Genomic DNA, 15,943 nt, shown 5'->3' with positions numbered 1-15,943 from the left:
TGCGCCGCGCGCCTCTCGACCGGACCGCAACCCACCCAAACTCCTAAGGGAGTTAGGTGATTCTTGATTCACGTGCGCCGAGATGTCAAACCCGTCGGCGTGTCCTCAGGCGGGTCAGCCGTCCATACCCATGCCGTCGTCGGCCCTGTCCATCCCGTCGTCCGCCCTGCTCATGCCGTCGTCGGCCCTGTCCATGCCGTCGTCGGCCATGCCCATGCCCATGCCCATCTCACTGCCGTCGTTGGGCTCCTGCCCGTCCTGCCCGTCCTGCCCGTCCTGGCCGTTCCGGGGTGCCGGAGGAGTGGACGGCGTGGCCGTGGAGGATGGCGAGGACGTCGGCGTGGGCGCCGGGCCCCCTCCGGCCGACGCTTGGGCGGCCACGGCCACGGAGATGCCGACTGCGGCGACGGCGCCTGCGACGGCAAGGGCGGTGCGATGCTTCATGCGTTCTCCACCTTCCTGACGGCCCGTTGAGGGCCTCTTTTCGGTGCGTACGGCCGGGATGCCCCCGGCGCACGTTCGGCGTCCGATCGCCGACGGGCGCGAAGCACCTTGGCCACCCCAAGCATCACCCTTCCAGTGCACTGGAAGTTCAAGGGGAAACGCGCGAAAGATCCATGAAGTGGCAAGGCTCACAGGCCGGTAGGCGACGCGGCACGGTCCTGCGCGGGGCGTTCATACCGCCCTCGCACCGCGCCCTGTCGGCGCCGCTGCCCCTGCTCGGCGTTATGGCTGGCCGGTTGTTTCCGGCCCGGCTGCCAGGCCTTTTCGCAAGCCGCGGCCTGAGCCTGGGGCGGGCGTGGCGGGCAGCCGGACGAGGAAGGTGGTGCCGTGCCCGGGCCGGCTGTCGGCGGTGATGTGGCCGTCGTGGGCGGCGGCGAGTTCGGCGACCACGGCCAGTCCGATGCCGGAGCCGTTGGCGCGGGCGTCGCGGCCGCGGAAGAAGCGGTCGAAGACGTACGGAAGTTCGTCGGGAGGGATTCCCGGCCCGGTGTCGGCGACCCGCAGTTCGGCCTCGTCCCCGTGCCGGGACAGGGACACGGTCGTGGTGGCGCCGGACGGGACGAACTTGAGGGCGTTGGTGAGCAGGTTCGTCACGATCTGGCGCATCCGGTCGGGGTCCGCGTCGGCCGCTACTTCTTCGGTGAGGTCGGTGCGCAGCGTGATTTCGGCGTCGGCGAAGGCGTCTGCGAATTCGGCGGTCACTTCGCAGACCAGGGTGGTCAGGGACACCGGCTTCCGGTGCAGGGTGAAGGCGGCGGCGTCGGCGGAGGCCAGGGTTTCCAGGTCGGCGACCAGACGTCCCAGGCGCAGGGTCTCCTCGTGCAGCGAGTCGATGGTCTTGGGGGTGGCCTCGGCGACCCCGTCCTGAATGGCCTCGATCTGGCTGCGCAGGATGGCCAGCGGGGTGCGCAGTTCATGGGCGACGTCGGCGGCGAAGGCACGGCGCAGTTCGTCCTCCTTCTCGACCCGGTCGGCCATGGTGTTGAACGCGGTGGCGAGCTGGCCGATCTCGTTGCCCGGGATGGTGGTCACGCGGCGGTCGCGCTGGCCGGCCGCCAGGTCATCGGCCGCACGGGTGAGTTCGGCGATCGGTGCGGTGGCCCGGCGGGCGGTGAACACGCCGACGACGAGGGCGACCAGCGCGGCGCCGAGAGCTCCGGCGGCGAGCAGCCGGTTGACGGAAGCCTGGAAGTCCTTGTCGACAGCCGGGACCACGCCCTGGGGGACGCGGACTTGAAGGGTCCCGACCCGCTCACCCTGCACGCTGATGGGCAGGCTGCGGGGCGGACCGAGGTCGCCGGTGCCCATCATGTCCCGGTGCATGGCCAAGGTGGCCGGAGTGACATCGGCATCGGCGAGGGACCACACACGCTGTCCTGCGGGACCGCGCAGTTCGACTTCCGACCCGGTCATGGTCACGGTGGGGGCCAGCTCGTCGAGAGCTCGGGGGCGCCAGATGCCATCGCGGTTGTACTCGTCGGCGAAGAGGGCGACGAGTTGCTGCTGCCGGGTCTGCTGCTGCTGGCTGAGGTAGTCCTCGAAACGGGCGGTGAAGGCGGTGTTGACCAGCACCGCGGTCAGTACCGCCGTGCCGATGCCCAGCGCGGCGAACGCGAGGGCCAGGCGGCGGGCGAACCGGCCGCGCAGCAGTTCACGCAGGGCGTTCCACATCGCGTTCGACTCCCAGTTTGTAGCCGACCCCGGGCACGGTGACGATCACCGTGGAGGGCGGGGTGTCGCCGAGCTTGCGGCGCACGTTCTTCACGTGGACGTCGATGGTCCGCTCGTACGCCTCGAAGGTGTGGCCCTGGACGCGGCCCACCAGTTCCATCCGGGTCCAGGCCCGGCCGGGGCGGGAGGCGAGCGCGGCCAGCAGGTCGAACTCGGTGCGGGTGAGCTCCACCGGCTCGCCGCTCGCCTGCACTTCGCGGCGCTCGGTGTCGATGCGCAGCCGCCCGTTGCCGTACGAGGCGGCCTCCTGTGGCCCCATCCCGGTCCGGGGGCCGCGGGCGCGGCGCAGCACCGCCTCGATACGGGCGATGAGTTCACGCGGGCTGAACGGCTTGACGACGTAGTCGTCGGCGCCCAGCCGCAGCCCCATCACCCGGTCGTTCTCGCTGGCCTTGGCGGTGAGCATGACGATCGGCACGTCGCTGGTCTTGCGCAGCAGCCGGGCCACCTCTTCGCCGGGCAGGCCGGGCAGGCCGAGGTCGAGGACGACCAGGTCGGGGTGGGAGGCGGTGGCCAGGGCGAGGGCGCTGCGGCCCTCGCTCGCCTCCAGCACCGTGTAGCCGTCGCGCTCCAGGTAGTCGCGCAGCAGGCCGCGCAGTTTCGCCTCGTCGTCGACGACCAGCACCGTCGCACTCACGGGTACACCTTCCTTCGTCGTACGCATGTCATCGTGCGCCCGCCCGGGCCAGGGCCTCGGAGGCTTCCCGCGGGCGCGGGGCCGCGGGCAGCGGGCTCGGGGAGACGCGGCGCAGCCGGTTGGCGTTGCCCACCACGGACAGGGACGAGAGTGCCATCGCCGCGGCGGCGATGATCGGGCTGAGCAGCCAGCCGGTGACCGGGTAGAGGACCCCGGCGGCCAGCGGGATGCCGGCGGTGTTGTAGACGAACGCCAGGAACAGGTTCTGCCGGATGTTACGCATCGTGGCCCGGCTCAGCGTGACCGCGGTGACCACACCGCCCAGCGCGCCCGAGATCAGGGTGACATCGGCGGCCTCGATGGCCACGTCCGTTCCGGTGCCGATGGCGAATCCGACGTCGGCCTGGGCGAGCGCCGGGGCGTCATTGATGCCGTCGCCCACCATGCCGACCCGCTTGCCCTCCTCCTGCAGGCGGCGGATCTCGTCGGCCTTGTGCTCGGGCAGCACCTCCGCCAGGACCCGGTCGATGCCGACCTCGGCCGCGATGGCGTCGGCGGTGCGCCGGTTGTCCCCGGTGATCATCACGATCTCCAGGCCCAGCCGCTTCAGTGCGGCGATGGCGGCCTGCGAGTCCTCCTTCACGGTGTCCGCGACCGCGATCACTCCGAGCAGCCGTCCGTCGGCCGCCGCGAAGATCGGCGTCTTACCCTCGGCGGCCAGCCGGTCCGCGTCCGCCGTGAGGGGTCCCGGGTTGACGTCTTCCGCGTCGAGCAGCCCGGCCTTGCCGACCAGCACTCGGCGCCCGTCGACGGTGGCGGTGATGCCGTGCCCGGTCAGCGAGTCGAAGTCGGTGACCTCGGCGAGCTCAATGCCCTGCTCGGACGCGCCGCGTACCACCGCCTGGCCCAGGGGGTGTTCGGAGGAGTGCTCGGCCGAGGCGACCAGTCGCAGCACCTCGTCGTGGGTGAAGCCCTCGGCGGGGACGACGTCGGTCAGTTCGGGCCGGCCCTGGGTGATGGTGCCGGTCTTGTCGAGCACGACCGTCTGCAGGCGGTGTGCGGTCTCCAGCGCCTCGGCGGAGCGGATCAGGATGCCCGCCTGGGCGCCCTTGCCGGTGCCGACCATGATCGACAGCGGCGTGGCCAGTCCCAGCGCGCAGGGGCAGGCGATGATCAGCACGGCCACAGCCGACACCAGGCCCAGGGTCAGGGCCGGATCAGGGCCGAGGAGGAACCACACCGCGAACGACGTGATGGCGATGAAGACGACGGCGGGCACGAAGTAGCTCGCGACCAGGTCGGCGATCCGCTGGATGGGCGCCCTGGACGCCTGCGCCTGCTGCACCAGCCTGACGATCTGAGCGAGCATGGTGTCCGCGCCGACCTTGGTCGCCTTGAACCGGAAGGCACCGGTCTGGTTGAGGGTCGCGCCCACGACTTCGTCGCCCACGCTCTTCGTCACCGGGATCGACTCCCCGGTCACCATCGACTCGTCCAGGGTGGAGCGGCCGTCGACGATGACGCCGTCCACCGGGACCTTCTCGCCGGGACGGACCACGACGATGTCGCCGGCGCCGACCTGCTCGGCGGGGATCTCGACCTCTGCCCCGTCCCGCACGACGCGGGCAGTCCTGGCCTGCAGGTTCAGCAGCTCGCGGATCGCCTGCCCGGTGCCCGCCTTGGCCTTTGCCTCGAACAGGCGGCCCAGCAGGATCAGGGTGAGGATCACCCCGACCGCCTCGTAGTACACCTCGCGCACGCCCTCGGGCAGCAGGCCCGGCACCACGGTGACCAGCAGGCTGTACCCGTACGCCGCGGACGTGCCCAGCGTGATGAGCGCGTTCATCTCGGCGCTGCGATGACGCAGCGCGAGCCAGCCGGTGCGGTGGATCGGCCGGCCGGTGTAGAACATCACCGGTGTGATCAGCGCGAACTGCCACCACCGGTTCAGCAGCAGGCCGGGCACCCCGACGCCGAAGACCTCGTGCAGCATCACGGTCACGACGACCGGCAGGGACAGCAGCGCACCGAACGCCACCCGCCGCGACAGATCGGTGATCTCCGCCTGCCGCTCGGCGGTCTCGGCGTCCTCACGTTCCGCATCCCCCGGTTCGGGTGCCGGAGCGGGAGCCCGCTCCGCTTCCCCGGGCGGGGCGGTGGTGGCCGCGGCGGCCTCACCCTCCCCGTCACCGGGGTCGACCAGCAGAGTGCCGTGCACCATGTTCATCCCGCAGGCGAAGCCGAACCGGCCCGCCCGGTCCGGCGTGAACTCCACGGTGGTCGTACCGAACGCCGGAAGCGAGGCGGCGAGCGCGAAGTCGGGGAAGACCACGCGCGAGGTGCAGTCCCCGCCCTCCTGCCGGTCGAAGACCACACGGACCGGAACCCCCTGGCGGACCCGGATCAGGTCCGGGGAGTAGCCGCCCTTGACCGTGATGCCGATCTCCTGGACGCCGCCCTTCAGTTCGGCCTCCCGTGACTTCTTCGGGCCCAGGAAGTACCAGGCCAAAAACGCGATCAGCGCGACCGCTCCGGCCAGGACCCCGATGTCCGCCGCACTCATGACGCCCTCCTGGTCGACCTGTGATTGATCTTGTATCCGGCGATCTGGATCGCCTCGTCGATGCTGTCGGTGAAAGCCGGGAAGTCGTAGAGGACGGCGACAGTCCTGGCATGGACGTCGACCTCCGCAACCGAGACTCCCGGCACTGCGCCGACCGCGCTCTCGACGGCCTGCCGGCAGTCACCGCAGGTGATGCCTCCGACGGACCGCATGATGGCCTTCGGCATGATCCTTCCTCCATTCTGCTCGCGCTGGTCAGCGGTGCCGGAACAGCACCTTCATCAACTCGTCGTAGATGAGCGGGTCGTCGCTCTTGACGGCCTCGGTGACGCATCGCTCCAGGTAGTTGCGCATCACCGTGCGGGACACGCCGTCCAGGGCCTTCTGCACCGACGCGATCTGGTCCAGCACGTCCACGCAGTACCGGCCGTCCCGGATCATCCGGGAGACGCCCTGCACCTGCCCGCCGATCTTGGCCAGGCGCACCAGCGCGTCGTCCGCGGCCTCCGGGGTCAGGAACGGCTGCTGCTCGGTCTCGGGATTCGCCATCATGCACCTCCTTCATTCGCGAAGCTACTCCTACCCCCTAGGGGTAGCAAATAGGTCAATGAGCGGTCATTGCGGTTCCGCAATGGTCGGCGTTGCCTCGCCGTGCCACCCGCTCGGCGGATGAACTTCCTGGTCACACCCGATACGTCGACGTCTGGTGCCGGACACGGATGCGAACTCCACAGGGACCCGCCCCATTCCGGCTCCGCCGGAGGCCACAGAGCCGGCACATCGCCGCTTCACGGATCCTTCACAGCGCGCTCCTAGCGTCGGCGTCACGCAGTCACGAAAGCATCAGCAAGGAGCGACATCATGATCAAGCGCAAGACCGTTGGCCTGGCAGCGGCCGCCGCCCTGCTCGGCGGCCTCGGCGCCTTCGGCGCCACCACGGCCTTCGCCTCCTCGCCGTCCACCGATCCGAAGCCGACCCCCACCGCCACCACGTCCACACCCGCCACCGGCGACTCCGCGGACACGAACGCCATGATCCGGCACTGTACGAAGCACTTGCCCGCGGGCGAGCGCGACAAGGCGGAGAAGCAGATGCGCGACATGATGGCCGACCGCGACCACGAGTCCGGCGATTCCATGATGGGCGGCACTTCCGGGAGTTCGATGATGGGCGGCTCCACGACGGACATGATGAGCGGCGGCCACACCTCCGGTGACGGGTCCTGATTCGGCTCGTCCGCGGCGTGACACCCGACCGCCCCGCGCTGTCCGTCCTGCCAGCAGCCCGGACTCCACCCACCGGTTGCCCGCCGAACGCGGACGGCACCGCGCGCTGGTGCGACCCTCCCTCTCCCGTTCTTCAAGCCCAAGTGATGTGATCCGATGACTCTTGCGTTCCTGCCGAGCCCGCCCAGCCCGTACCTGACGCTCGGCCCGCTGATGATCCACTGGTACGCGGTCATGGTGGTCCTCGGCGTCCTCGCCGGGGTCGTGATCGGGCAGCGCCGCTGGAGCGCCCGCGGCGGTGCGGCAGGCGCCGTGCTGGATGTGACCATGGTCGCCGTGCCGTTCGGTATCCTCGGCGGCCGCCTCTACCACGTGATCACCAGCTGGCAGCTGTACTTCGGCCCCGGCAAGAACCCCGTCGAGGCCCTGTACGTGTGGCAGGGCGGCCTCGGCGTGTGGGGGGCCATCGCCGGCGGCACCCTGGGGGCCTGGATCGCGGCGCGGCGCCGCGGCATCGACTTCGCCGCCTTCGCCGACGCCCTCGCACCCGCCGTGCTGGTCGGGCAGGCGATCGGGCGGATCGGCTGCTGGTTCAACCAGGAGCTCTACGGGCGGCCCACCACCCTGCCCTGGGGCCTGAAGATCGACCCGATGTACCGCCCCGCGGCGACCCCGGACGCCGCGACCTACCACCCCACGTTCGCCTACGAGGCACTGTGGGACCTGGGCGCGGCCGGCCTGGTGATCTGGGCACAGCGCCGCTTCCGCCTCGACCGCGGCCGGGTCTTCGCCCTCTACGTCGCCGCCTACACCGCGGGCCGCGGCTGGATCGAGACCCTGCGCGTCGACCCCGCCAACCACATCCTCGGGCTCCGCCTGAACGTGTGGACCAGCATGCTGCTGTTCCTCGCCGCCGTCGTCTTCCTCGTCCTGCGCAGCCGTCCCGCACCCGTGGCCGTAACACAGGAGGAGCCCGGCCTGCCGAAGACCACCACTCCCGTCTCCGGATCCCCCCTCGCGGCGTCCGCAGCCCCCGAAACCGACCCGACCGCGGCCCCACCCGCACAGGGCACGGACAGCGGCCCGCGGGAGGAAACACGCGCCGCTCCGAGGACGACGGCATGAGCAGGCTGCGCCTGCGCGGCACGCGGACCGCGGGCAGCACACGCGACAGGATCCTGCTCTACACGCTGGTCCCGCTCGGCCTGTTCCTCTTCGCGCTCGGCTTCATCGGTGCCAGAACCGGGCTCACCGTCGTGCCGTTCGACCCGCACCACATCGGCACCCAGGCCACCGGCCTGGTCCTGGCCTTCATCGGCCTGAGCCACTGGAAATGACGGCCGCTCCCGGCCGCACGGCGCATATTCCATCGCCGTCAGAGCCTGGTTGCGGGTTGGCTGATGGCGTGAGTGAAAGCGGATCCCCGCTGTGTGGCTGGGCCGAAGGCACACGGATGCGCGGTCTCCATCGAAGTTCCGGCCACTCCAGGCGTCACAGGAGGGCCTGGCGCAGCGCGCTGGTGGTGGGCCGGAGCCAGGGGTCTTGTGAGAGAGGTTGCTCATGGTGGAGGGGGCGAAGAGCACGGGCCTACCGGCACCGCGAGCACGGGGGCGGCATGCCGCAGGCCGGAGGAGGACGGTGAAGGGAGGACTGGCCCGTTCGTCCGTGCTGATGGCCCTGGGCACCGTCGTGTCCCGGGCGACGGGACTCATCCGGCAGGTGCTGCAGGCCGCGGCGCTCGGCACGGGCCTGCTGGCCAGCACCTACAACACGGCGAACACGGTGCCGACCAGCCTGTACACGCTCTTGATCGGCGGTGCGCTCAACGCCGTGCTCGTGCCGCAGCTGGTGCGGGCCCGGGCCACGCATCCGGACGGCGGGCAGGCGTACGAGCAGCGTCTGGTGACGTTGGTGGTGTCCGTGCTGACAGCCGGGACGGCGCTGGCGGTGTGGGCGGCGCCGCAGATCGTCGGCCTCTACATGCCAGACACCCCCGACAGCCACCAGGCGTTCGAACTCACCGTGGTCTTCGCCCGGTTCCTGCTGCCGCAGATCTTCTTCTACGGCCTGTTCAGCATCTACGGCCAAGTCCTCAACGCCCGTGAGAAGTTCGGCGCGATGATGTGGACCCCGGTCCTCAACAACCTCGTCCTGATCGGCATGTTCGCCGCCTATCTCGGGCTCCTGACCGTCCCCGACCGGGTGGCGGACATCACCGCAGCCCAGGTGCGGCTGCTGGGCATCGGGACCACGACCGGCATCGTCGTGCAGGCCCTCGCGCTGGTTCCGTTCGCGCGGGCCGCCGGTTTCCGTTTCCACCCGCGGTTCGACTGGCGCCGTACCGGCCTGGGCCCCGGCGTCCACGCCGCGAAGTGGACCCTGCTGTTCGTGCTGGCCAACCAGGTCTCCCTGACCGTGGTCACCAACTACGCCAACGCCGCCGACCAGGAACTGCCGCAGGCAGGCGCGGGCTACACCGCCTACACCTATGCGCAGACCATCTGGATGCTGCCCCAGTCCATCGTCACCGTCTCCCTGGTGACCGCCCTGCTGCCGCGCATGAGCAAGGCCGCCGCAGACGGCCGCATTCCGGACCTGCGCGCGGACCTTTCGCGCGCCCTGCGCGTCAGCGGCGTCGCCGTCGTACCCGCCGCCTTCCTCTTCCTTGTCCTGGGCCCGCAGATCTCCACGCTGCTGTTCGCCCACGGTGCGGCCGATGCCGCCTCCGTCCAGCCGCTGGGTCACATGCTGCAGGCGTTCGGGCTCGGGCTGATCCCGTTCTCCGCCCAGTACCTGCTGTTGCGCGGGTTCTACGCCCTCGAGGACACCCGCACTCCCTTCTTCATGGCCGTCTGGATCGCGACGGTGAACATCGCCCTGGCCACCGCTTCCCATCTGCTGCTGCCCGCGGCGTGGGCCGTGACCGGCATGGCCGGTGCCTACACCCTGTCCTATCTGGCCGGCCTCGCCCTGACCGCACGGCTGCTGCGCAAGCGGGTCGGCGGCCGCCTCGACGACGGGGCGCTGCGCCGCACCTACACGAAGCTGGTGTGCGCCGCGGGCCCCGGCGCCCTCCTGGGCTGGATCGCCGCCCGTATCTGGGCTGCCTTCCTGGGCACCGGCACCTGGCCCACCGCCCTCACCCTCGCCGCGGGAACGCTGACGCTGGGCCTGGCCTATCTCGTCCTGGCCCGGCTGATGAAGATCAGCGAACTACGGCACCTGACCGGACTGAAGTGAAGGGGAAACACCCTGGCCGCAGGCAGCCCGAGTCGCTGGAAACGGCGGCTCCGCAGGCGGGCGGTGAAGCACATCGGCCGCCCATCACACGCTCATCGATCCTTCACAGCCCCTGCCTAGCGTGTCCCGTATACCGCCCTTTACGCAGCACGCGGCCCCTCCACCGGAGCGATTACATGTGCCTGAACAAGAAAGTCCTCATCGGCCTCGGCGCCATCGCCGCCGTCCTGCTCCTCCTCAGGCCCGCCTGGGCCGTGGCGGCACTGCCGCTGCTGATCCTCGCCATCTGCCCGCTCAGCATGATCTTCATGATGCGCGGCATGGGCAGCCATGGTCAGGACGGCAAGGGCGCCGCGTGCGGCATGTCCGGCACGACGGGCAAGTCCGGGACGGCGACGGACTCCGCCCTGGACAAGCAGATCGCCGACCTCCAGGAGGAGGTGCGCATTCTGCGGGCCGCGGAGGCCCAGCAGCGGACCACGGACGACGACACGCCTGCGCACACGGTGGATTTCACCAAGCCCGACGATCCCGGCCCGCGCCCCTGACACCGGCCGCCCGCCCAGGAAGGAGACCCCGGATCGTGCAGCCGCTCATCCCCGACTGCGCGACCGTCCGCGAACCAGCGCCGGAGTACGCCCTGAACCTCCTCGGCCCGGACCACGCGGCAGTCGTCCGGAGCCACCTCGATGGCCGTGCGCCGCGCCCTCGCCCGGCCCGTGTCCACCGATACCCCTAGCGATGACCTGTCATCCCTGCCCACGCCATCAGGGCACCTTCGTGCCCGCGTACGCACCCCGCCGCAACCGCCCCGGAGGAGAACAGCATGAGCCGCAGCGATGTCCTGGTCGACGCCGACTGGGTCCAGGCCCGCATCGACGACCCCAAGGTCGTCCTCGTCGAGGTCGACGAGGACACCTCGGCCTACGACAAGAACCACATCCGCAACGCGATCCGCATCGACTGGAAGAAGGACCTCCAGGACCCGGTGCGCCGCGACTTCGTCGACCGGGCCGGCTTCGAGGAGCTCCTGTCGGAACGCGGCATCGCCAACGAGGACACGGTCGTCCTCTACGGCGGCAACAACAACTGGTTCGCCGCCTACGCCTACTGGTACTTCAAGCTCTACGGCCACCAGGACGTCAGCCTCCTCAACGGCGGCCGCAAGAAGTGGGAGCTGGACTCGCGCGACCTGGTCGTGGACGTCCCGGCCCCGCGGCTGCAGACGCAGTACAAGGCCAGGGAGCAGGATCTGGCAATCCGCGCCTTCCGCGACGACGCGGTCGAGGCGATCGGCAGCCTCAACCTCGTCGACGTCCGCTCGCCCGACGAGTTCAGCGGCAAGCTGCTCGCCCCGGCCCACCTGCCGCAGGAGCAGTCCCAGCGCCCCGGCCACATCCCGACCGCGCGCAACATCCCGTGGTCGAAGGCCGCCAACGACGACGGCACCTTCAAGCCGGACGACGAGCTGAAGGAGCTGTACGAGGGTGAGGGCGTGGACCTGTCCAAGGACACCATCGCCTACTGCCGCATCGGCGAGCGCTCCGCGCACACCTGGTTCGTGCTGCACGAGCTGCTGGGCCAGCCCAACGTCAAGAACTACGACGGTTCCTGGACCGAGTACGGCTCCCTGGTCGGGGTGCCGATCGAGCTCGGCGCCAACTGACCCCACGCATCCGGCCAGACAGCGGAAGGAAGACAGTCATGTGTGGAGCGAAGACCGGCGGTCCGGACCCTGCGGGTGTCGACGTCGCGAGCGAGACGATCATCCAGGGGTCACTGACCCGGGACGGTGAGCCGGTCTCCGGCTACATCCGCCTCCTCGACGGCGGCGAGTTCACCGCCGAGGTGCCGACCTCGGCGACCGGGCAGTTCCGCTTCTTCGCGGCGCCCGGCACCTGGACGCTGCGCGTGCTCGTGCCCGGCGGCTCGGCCAACCGGGCGGTCGTGGCGCAGCAGGGCAGCCTCACCGAGGTCGCCATCACCGTCTGACCCGACGGTCAGAAAGGGCCGTACCAAAGGGTTGGACGCCTGGCGGGAGGCGACCTTCCGTGCCGGGCGCGACTCCCAGAAAGAAAGCAGGAAGAACATGACGAATCTCCTCGCGGCGGGCGGCGGCTTGGCCGGCGGCGGCGCCCTGCTCGTGCTGTGCTTGGTGGCCTGCCCTCTGATCATGGGTGCGATGGCGTGGAGCGGGCGCCGAGCTGAGCGCAAGGCGACGCGGACCTCGACGGACAACCCCGCTAAGCCGGGGGCCAAGTCGGCCAAGCAGGCGGAACTGGTGCGCCTGCAAGCCGAGATCGATCAGCTTCGGGCCGAGAGAAGGACGCCCGGGCGAAGGGACAATAGGCGCTCGCCATGACAAGGCTCATACTGATCGCTGTCGCCGGCGCGATGGCGGCGCTGTTCTTCCTGCCGTACGTGCTCTCGACGAGCCGACACCGGCATCCGGCTCCCACCCGAGGCGGCCGCGGCTCGCCTGCCGCACCCGCAGGGGCCGTCACCACGGACCTGGACGCGCAGGTGCGGCGCGCCCGAGCCGAGGTCGTCCGGCTGCGCGGGCTGCAAGGCCGGTCGGCCGCCCCGCCGGCACCGGGTGGCGTGAAGCCGAGTGCGGTCGCGGTGACGGGATGGCGACGCTACCTGCCGGTGAACATGTCCCGGCCCGAACAGGTGGTACGAGTCGCTGCGGGCGTGGCCATCGCGGTCATCGCTGTCCTGGTACTCCCAGGAGTGGGTGGCGGCTGGGGAGTGGGGCTGGCGGTGGTGAGCGGACTCGCGGTCGTCGATCTCGTGGTGAGCGGGTTGATCGCTCACTGCCCGCTGCACCGGTTCATGCGCATGCCCTGGGAACCCAGAGATCAGAACGCGGAAATGTGGCGCCACCGGGCACCGCGCGCCCGCGCGTCGGCCGGAAAGGGCGCATCATGACCGGCATCGGGCGGTGGCTGGCAGGCCCGGCCGGACGACGACGCCTCTGGGGCGCGGGCGCCGCCCCGTGGGGGCGCCTCGCGGAGGCCGCCGCCCAGGCACATGGCCGGGTTCCGCTCTGGCTGGACCGTCCACTCCGCATCGCACCGGAACTCGGGGTGGACACCGACTACGCCGCCTTCGCCGAACTCGTCGTCGACACCTCCGCAGCGCTGCACCAGGCGGGGCTGGCCCGCGGAGACGTGCTCGCGATCGTCAAGGCGCACAATGTCGACGTGATCGCGCTGGCCCAGGCTGCCGCGCGGCTCGGCGCCGTGCCCGCGTTGCTCGCACCCGACTTCGACCCCGGCACCATCCGCGCCCTGCTGCACCGGTTGGGCGGACCCATGACGGTCGCCGACGACGTCGCGATCACCAGGCACGGCCTGGCCACCCCCGGCCTGATCCGACACCTGGTCAGCGTGGACGGCCCCGCGGCCGGCGGAATCGCCCTGAACCGGTACCGCGGCCACCGAGCCCCGCCGCCGGCACCGCGAACCGAGCACGAACTGGTGGCCCTGACCCACACGTCCGGCACCACCGGCGTGCCGAAGCTGATCTCCCACACCGGTGGGAGCCTGGCCGGGCAGTCCCTCGTGCAGGTACTCGGCGGACGCGTCATGCTGGGGCGCCGCGACGTCATCGCCACCTGTCTGACGACGGCGCACGCCCGGACCCTGTCGGGGCTGGCGACCATCGCCGCGCTCGGCCTGCCGCACCTGGCGATGGTCGATCCCGACCCCGCCTCGGCAGCACCCCTGATGGCCCGGCACCGGCCCACGCTCATCGAGACCTTCCCCAACGTCTTCACCCGCTGGGAGTCGATGGGGGAGGACCCAGCCGCCCCGCTCGCGAACGTCCGGATCTTCCTGTCGACCTTCGACGCGGCCCACCCGCGGACCATCCACAAGATGCTGGCTGCCTCGCGGCGGCGCCTGCCGGTCTACGCCCAGGCCTACGCGCAGAGCGAGACCGGAGCGATCGCGCTGAGCTTCCGGTTCTCGCGACGCCGCGCCGGCGACGCGCGCCATGTCGGCTGGCCGATCCTGGCGTTCAACCGGGTACGCCTGGTCGACCCGAGCACCGGCGCGGTGGTGCGGCGACCGGGCCGCGCGGGCGCGATCGAGGTGCGGGGCCCGGGCCTGTTCGCCGGCTACCTGGCCGAATCAGAGCGGACAGCGCAGGGATGGCACGACGGCTGGTGGCGCACCGGAGACCTCGGATCGCGCCGGATCGACGGAGCGGTGCGCCTGCAGGGGCGTGCCGTCGACGCGGTGGCCGCCGTCCCGGACTACCTGGCCTGGGAGGACATCGTGCTGGCGCGCCTGGAGGAACTCGACGAGCTCGTGATTCTCGCCGATCCTGACGACCGCCCGGTCGCGGTGGTCACCACCCGCGACAACCGGCCCTTGAATCCCGACCGGTGGGCCGCGGCAACCGCCGACACCCCCGGCCTGGGACTTCCGCTGGTCATGCGCTGGGAGCAACTACCCACCACCGCGACATGGAAGGTGCGCAGGCCCGCGCTGCGCGATCAGCTCTTCCCCTGACCGCACACAGCACGTTGGCCCGCCGGCACCGAGCCTGTCCTGGTCGGGTCGATCGTGTGCCCCGCCGGGCAGCCGGGGTTACATCCCCGGGCGGGCGACGGTGGCGCACGCCGGTGCGACGGTGAGCCGGACGAGGATGCCGGTGGTCTGGCAGGGGGATTCGACGTGGGCGGTGACCCCAAGGACGCCCGGGAAGATCAGCGTGTCCAGAGCGCACCAGGTGTAGGCAGGCGGCCGTCGATTTCGGCGTCGGGCGCTGGGTGAGCTCGCCGCCGATGACGCGGCCCTGCTCGTCGTACTCGGTGTCGGGCATGGCCGCCAGGGCCTGCCGGATCTGCTCGGCGGTGCGGCCGGCAGCGTCGCGCATCTGGTCGGTGGTGACGGGGATTGCCCGTGGCCAGGAGCGTGAGCAAGAGCTTCCCACCGCCCGGGTGCGAGCAACGGCCCCACCGCACCCACCACCGTTCGACCTGTCCCTGAAGCGCCGGGAGAGGGGCTCCGCATCGGTCGGAACCAGTTGGAAGTGACGGCCCCTTTTTGGCTGCGCGGTGACGCACATCGGCCGCCCATCACACGCTCATCGATCCTTCACAGCCCCTGCCTAGCGTGTCCCGTATACCGCGCTTTACGGAGCACGAGGCCCCACCACCCAGGAGCGATCGCCATGAAGTGCCTGAACAAGAAAGTCGTCATCGGCCTCGGCGCCGTCGCCGCCGGTCTGCTCCTCCTCAGGCCCGCCTGGGCCGTGGCGGCGCTGCCGTTGCTGATCCTCGCGATCTGCCCGCTCAGCATGATCTTCATGATGCGCGGCATGAACGGCAACGACCAGAAGGGCCAGAAGGGCGCCTCCTGCGGCACCGGGGCCAAGACCCAGGCCTCCGGCACCCACACAGCCACCACCGAGGCCGACCTCGGCAAACAGATCACCGACCTCCAGGGCGAACTGCGCCTCCTCAAGGCCGCGAGCGCACGGCAAGGCGCCCCGACCGATCCGGACCTGCCCGCCGTCGACATGACCAAGCGGGATGAGGCCGACACCCGTCCCTGACGTACCCGCAGACAGGACGCACCGCCCATGCCCTCCCAAGTCCCGGACTGCGCGGAAATCCGCGAGCTGCTGCCCCTCTACGTCCTTGACGCCCTCGAACCCGGGGAAGCAGCCCCCGTCCCCGCGCACCTCGGCACCTGCCCGGCCTGCCGGACCGAACACGACGAACTCGCCAAGGTCGCGGCCCACCTCTGGGTCCTGCGCGACGCACTGGCCCGGGAGGCCGTCACGGATCCGGACCCGCGCTCCTCCTCCGCCGCCCGGCACGGGCCTTGCCTGCCACACCAGGAGGGCCGCACCGGCCAGGGCCGCCGGCACCGCACCGGTGGGCCCCGGTTCCCGGATCGCCGGCCACGCTGAACCACAGCCCGCCGAGGACCCCGGGCGAGAGCACAGAGCCTGCGCATCCGCTCTTCATCACCGCTTCACACCCCCGGCGCAGCATGGAGGCGTGCACGCGCCGAGGCGCACCT

19 protein-coding genes and 1 pseudogene are annotated in these 15,943 nt (G+C 70.9%); 12 read left to right on the top strand and 8 right to left on the bottom strand.

Annotation, left to right across the window (positions count from 1 at the left end; all coding sequences use genetic code 11):
• Positions 1 to 114 precede the first annotated feature (114 nt).
• From OG440_RS39540 to OG440_RS39515, 6 genes are all read right to left on the bottom strand, one after another.
• Positions 115 to 444 carry a hypothetical protein gene (locus tag OG440_RS39540; RefSeq protein ID WP_331753200.1) on the bottom strand — a complete coding sequence of 110 codons (330 nt, stop codon included), beginning with the start codon at positions 442 to 444 and terminating at the stop codon, positions 115 to 117.
• A 282-nt stretch (positions 445 to 726) separates the two neighbouring features.
• Positions 727 to 2,175 carry an ATP-binding protein gene (locus OG440_RS39535; RefSeq protein ID WP_331753198.1) on the bottom strand — a complete coding sequence of 483 codons (1,449 nt, stop codon included), beginning with the start codon at positions 2,173 to 2,175 and terminating at the stop codon, positions 727 to 729.
• Positions 2,156 to 2,872 (bottom strand): response regulator transcription factor, encoded by a 717-nt coding sequence (locus OG440_RS39530; protein WP_331753196.1) that lies wholly within the window; start codon positions 2,870 to 2,872, stop codon positions 2,156 to 2,158. Before OG440_RS39530 ends, OG440_RS39535 begins: the two co-directional genes overlap by 20 nt.
• Before the next feature lie 28 nt (positions 2,873 to 2,900).
• On the bottom strand, positions 2,901 to 5,435 hold the full coding sequence (locus OG440_RS39525; RefSeq protein ID WP_331753194.1) for a heavy metal translocating P-type ATPase: 2,535 nt from the start codon (positions 5,433 to 5,435) through the stop codon (positions 2,901 to 2,903).
• Positions 5,432 to 5,662, bottom strand: coding sequence for a heavy metal-associated domain-containing protein (locus OG440_RS39520; RefSeq protein ID WP_331753192.1), 231 nt, complete (start codon positions 5,660 to 5,662; stop codon positions 5,432 to 5,434). The genes OG440_RS39525 and OG440_RS39520 overlap by 4 nt, the downstream gene beginning before the upstream one ends.
• Before the next feature lie 28 nt (positions 5,663 to 5,690).
• Positions 5,691 to 5,984: a metal-sensitive transcriptional regulator gene (locus OG440_RS39515; RefSeq protein ID WP_331753190.1), complete on the bottom strand. Its 294-nt coding sequence runs from the start codon at positions 5,982 to 5,984 to the stop codon at positions 5,691 to 5,693.
• A gap of 312 nt (positions 5,985 to 6,296) precedes the next feature.
• Between OG440_RS39515 and OG440_RS39510 the strand changes: the two genes are divergently transcribed.
• The 10 genes from OG440_RS39510 to OG440_RS39465 all read left to right on the top strand — a co-directional run bounded on the left by OG440_RS39510 (position 6,297) and on the right by OG440_RS39465 (position 14,422).
• The gene (locus OG440_RS39510) at positions 6,297 to 6,662 is read left to right on the top strand and encodes a hypothetical protein (RefSeq protein WP_331753188.1); all 366 of its coding nucleotides are present in this window, start codon (positions 6,297 to 6,299) and stop codon (positions 6,660 to 6,662) included.
• A 156-nt stretch (positions 6,663 to 6,818) separates the two neighbouring features.
• Positions 6,819 to 7,787 (top strand): prolipoprotein diacylglyceryl transferase, encoded by a 969-nt coding sequence (lgt, locus tag OG440_RS39505; RefSeq protein ID WP_331753186.1) that lies wholly within the window; start codon positions 6,819 to 6,821, stop codon positions 7,785 to 7,787.
• Complete coding sequence (locus tag OG440_RS39500; RefSeq protein WP_331753184.1) at positions 7,784 to 7,999, top strand: hypothetical protein; 216 nt, start codon at positions 7,784 to 7,786, stop codon at positions 7,997 to 7,999. Before lgt ends, OG440_RS39500 begins: the two co-directional genes overlap by 4 nt.
• A 223-nt stretch (positions 8,000 to 8,222) precedes the next feature.
• Entirely contained in the window at positions 8,223 to 9,902 is a 1,680-nt protein-coding gene (murJ, locus tag OG440_RS39495) for a murein biosynthesis integral membrane protein MurJ (RefSeq protein ID WP_331753182.1), read from the top strand.
• A 176-nt stretch (positions 9,903 to 10,078) separates the two neighbouring features.
• Positions 10,079 to 10,450 carry a DUF2933 domain-containing protein gene (locus tag OG440_RS39490; RefSeq protein ID WP_331753180.1) on the top strand — a complete coding sequence of 124 codons (372 nt, stop codon included), beginning with the start codon at positions 10,079 to 10,081 and terminating at the stop codon, positions 10,448 to 10,450.
• Between the two features lie 278 nt (positions 10,451 to 10,728).
• Positions 10,729 to 11,568 (top strand): sulfurtransferase, encoded by an 840-nt coding sequence (locus tag OG440_RS39485; RefSeq protein WP_331753178.1) that lies wholly within the window; start codon positions 10,729 to 10,731, stop codon positions 11,566 to 11,568.
• A gap of 38 nt (positions 11,569 to 11,606) precedes the next feature.
• Positions 11,607 to 11,894, top strand: a complete 288-nt coding sequence (locus OG440_RS39480) for a DUF1416 domain-containing protein (protein WP_331753176.1) — start codon at positions 11,607 to 11,609, stop codon at positions 11,892 to 11,894.
• 97 nt (positions 11,895 to 11,991) lie between these two features.
• Positions 11,992 to 12,264, top strand: coding sequence for a hypothetical protein (locus OG440_RS39475; RefSeq protein WP_331753174.1), 273 nt, complete (start codon positions 11,992 to 11,994; stop codon positions 12,262 to 12,264).
• Complete coding sequence (locus OG440_RS39470) at positions 12,261 to 12,833, top strand: YgaP-like transmembrane domain (protein WP_331753172.1); 573 nt, start codon at positions 12,261 to 12,263, stop codon at positions 12,831 to 12,833. Before OG440_RS39475 ends, OG440_RS39470 begins: the two co-directional genes overlap by 4 nt.
• Positions 12,830 to 14,422: a class I adenylate-forming enzyme family protein gene (locus OG440_RS39465; RefSeq protein ID WP_331753170.1), complete on the top strand. Its 1,593-nt coding sequence runs from the start codon at positions 12,830 to 12,832 to the stop codon at positions 14,420 to 14,422. The genes OG440_RS39470 and OG440_RS39465 overlap by 4 nt, the downstream gene beginning before the upstream one ends.
• A 78-nt stretch (positions 14,423 to 14,500) precedes the next feature.
• On the opposite strand, the gene merB is transcribed toward OG440_RS39465, so the two are convergent.
• Together merB and OG440_RS39455 are read right to left on the bottom strand one after the other, a co-directional pair.
• Positions 14,501 to 14,863: an organomercurial lyase gene (merB, locus tag OG440_RS39460; protein ID WP_406011622.1), complete on the bottom strand. Its 363-nt coding sequence runs from the start codon at positions 14,861 to 14,863 to the stop codon at positions 14,501 to 14,503.
• Positions 14,748 to 14,981 (bottom strand): annotated as a pseudogene (locus tag OG440_RS39455) (hypothetical protein); the annotation flags it as partial. The gene merB and the pseudogene OG440_RS39455, both read right to left, overlap by 116 nt.
• A 105-nt stretch (positions 14,982 to 15,086) precedes the next feature.
• On the opposite strand from OG440_RS39455, the gene OG440_RS39450 reads away from it, so the two are divergent.
• On the top strand, positions 15,087 to 15,470 hold the full coding sequence (locus tag OG440_RS39450; protein WP_331753168.1) for a DUF2933 domain-containing protein: 384 nt from the start codon (positions 15,087 to 15,089) through the stop codon (positions 15,468 to 15,470).
• A gap of 27 nt (positions 15,471 to 15,497) precedes the next feature.
• Positions 15,498 to 15,830: a zf-HC2 domain-containing protein gene (locus OG440_RS39445; RefSeq protein ID WP_331753166.1), complete on the top strand. Its 333-nt coding sequence runs from the start codon at positions 15,498 to 15,500 to the stop codon at positions 15,828 to 15,830.
• The last annotated feature ends 113 nt before the right edge of the window (positions 15,831 to 15,943 follow it).

The sequence above is a fragment of the Streptomyces sp. NBC_00637 genome (assembly GCF_045161545.1).
Lineage (GTDB): Bacteria > Actinomycetota > Actinomycetes > Streptomycetales > Streptomycetaceae > Streptomyces.
The sequence above is the reverse complement of the archived record's forward strand: the minus strand, read 5'-3'. Positions and strand labels throughout refer to the sequence as shown.

Coding starts and splice junctions, on each gene's coding strand:
- OG440_RS39540 (WP_331753200.1), bottom strand. CDS start 444: ATGAAGCATCGCACCGCCCTTGCCGTCGCAGGCGCCGTCGCCGCAGTC.
- OG440_RS39535 (WP_331753198.1), bottom strand. CDS start 2,175: ATGTGGAACGCCCTGCGTGAACTGCTGCGCGGCCGGTTCGCCCGCCGC.
- OG440_RS39525 (WP_331753194.1), bottom strand. CDS start 5,435: ATGAGTGCGGCGGACATCGGGGTCCTGGCCGGAGCGGTCGCGCTGATC.
- OG440_RS39520 (WP_331753192.1), bottom strand. CDS start 5,662: ATGCCGAAGGCCATCATGCGGTCCGTCGGAGGCATCACCTGCGGTGAC.
- OG440_RS39515 (WP_331753190.1), bottom strand. CDS start 5,984: ATGGCGAATCCCGAGACCGAGCAGCAGCCGTTCCTGACCCCGGAGGCC.
- OG440_RS39510 (WP_331753188.1), top strand. CDS start 6,297: ATGATCAAGCGCAAGACCGTTGGCCTGGCAGCGGCCGCCGCCCTGCTC.
- lgt (WP_331753186.1), top strand. CDS start 6,819: ATGACTCTTGCGTTCCTGCCGAGCCCGCCCAGCCCGTACCTGACGCTC.
- OG440_RS39500 (WP_331753184.1), top strand. CDS start 7,784: ATGAGCAGGCTGCGCCTGCGCGGCACGCGGACCGCGGGCAGCACACGC.
- murJ (WP_331753182.1), top strand. CDS start 8,223: ATGGTGGAGGGGGCGAAGAGCACGGGCCTACCGGCACCGCGAGCACGG.
- OG440_RS39490 (WP_331753180.1), top strand. CDS start 10,079: ATGTGCCTGAACAAGAAAGTCCTCATCGGCCTCGGCGCCATCGCCGCC.
- OG440_RS39485 (WP_331753178.1), top strand. CDS start 10,729: ATGAGCCGCAGCGATGTCCTGGTCGACGCCGACTGGGTCCAGGCCCGC.
- OG440_RS39480 (WP_331753176.1), top strand. CDS start 11,607: ATGTGTGGAGCGAAGACCGGCGGTCCGGACCCTGCGGGTGTCGACGTC.
- OG440_RS39475 (WP_331753174.1), top strand. CDS start 11,992: ATGACGAATCTCCTCGCGGCGGGCGGCGGCTTGGCCGGCGGCGGCGCC.
- OG440_RS39470 (WP_331753172.1), top strand. CDS start 12,261: ATGACAAGGCTCATACTGATCGCTGTCGCCGGCGCGATGGCGGCGCTG.
- OG440_RS39465 (WP_331753170.1), top strand. CDS start 12,830: ATGACCGGCATCGGGCGGTGGCTGGCAGGCCCGGCCGGACGACGACGC.
- OG440_RS39450 (WP_331753168.1), top strand. CDS start 15,087: ATGAAGTGCCTGAACAAGAAAGTCGTCATCGGCCTCGGCGCCGTCGCC.
- OG440_RS39445 (WP_331753166.1), top strand. CDS start 15,498: ATGCCCTCCCAAGTCCCGGACTGCGCGGAAATCCGCGAGCTGCTGCCC.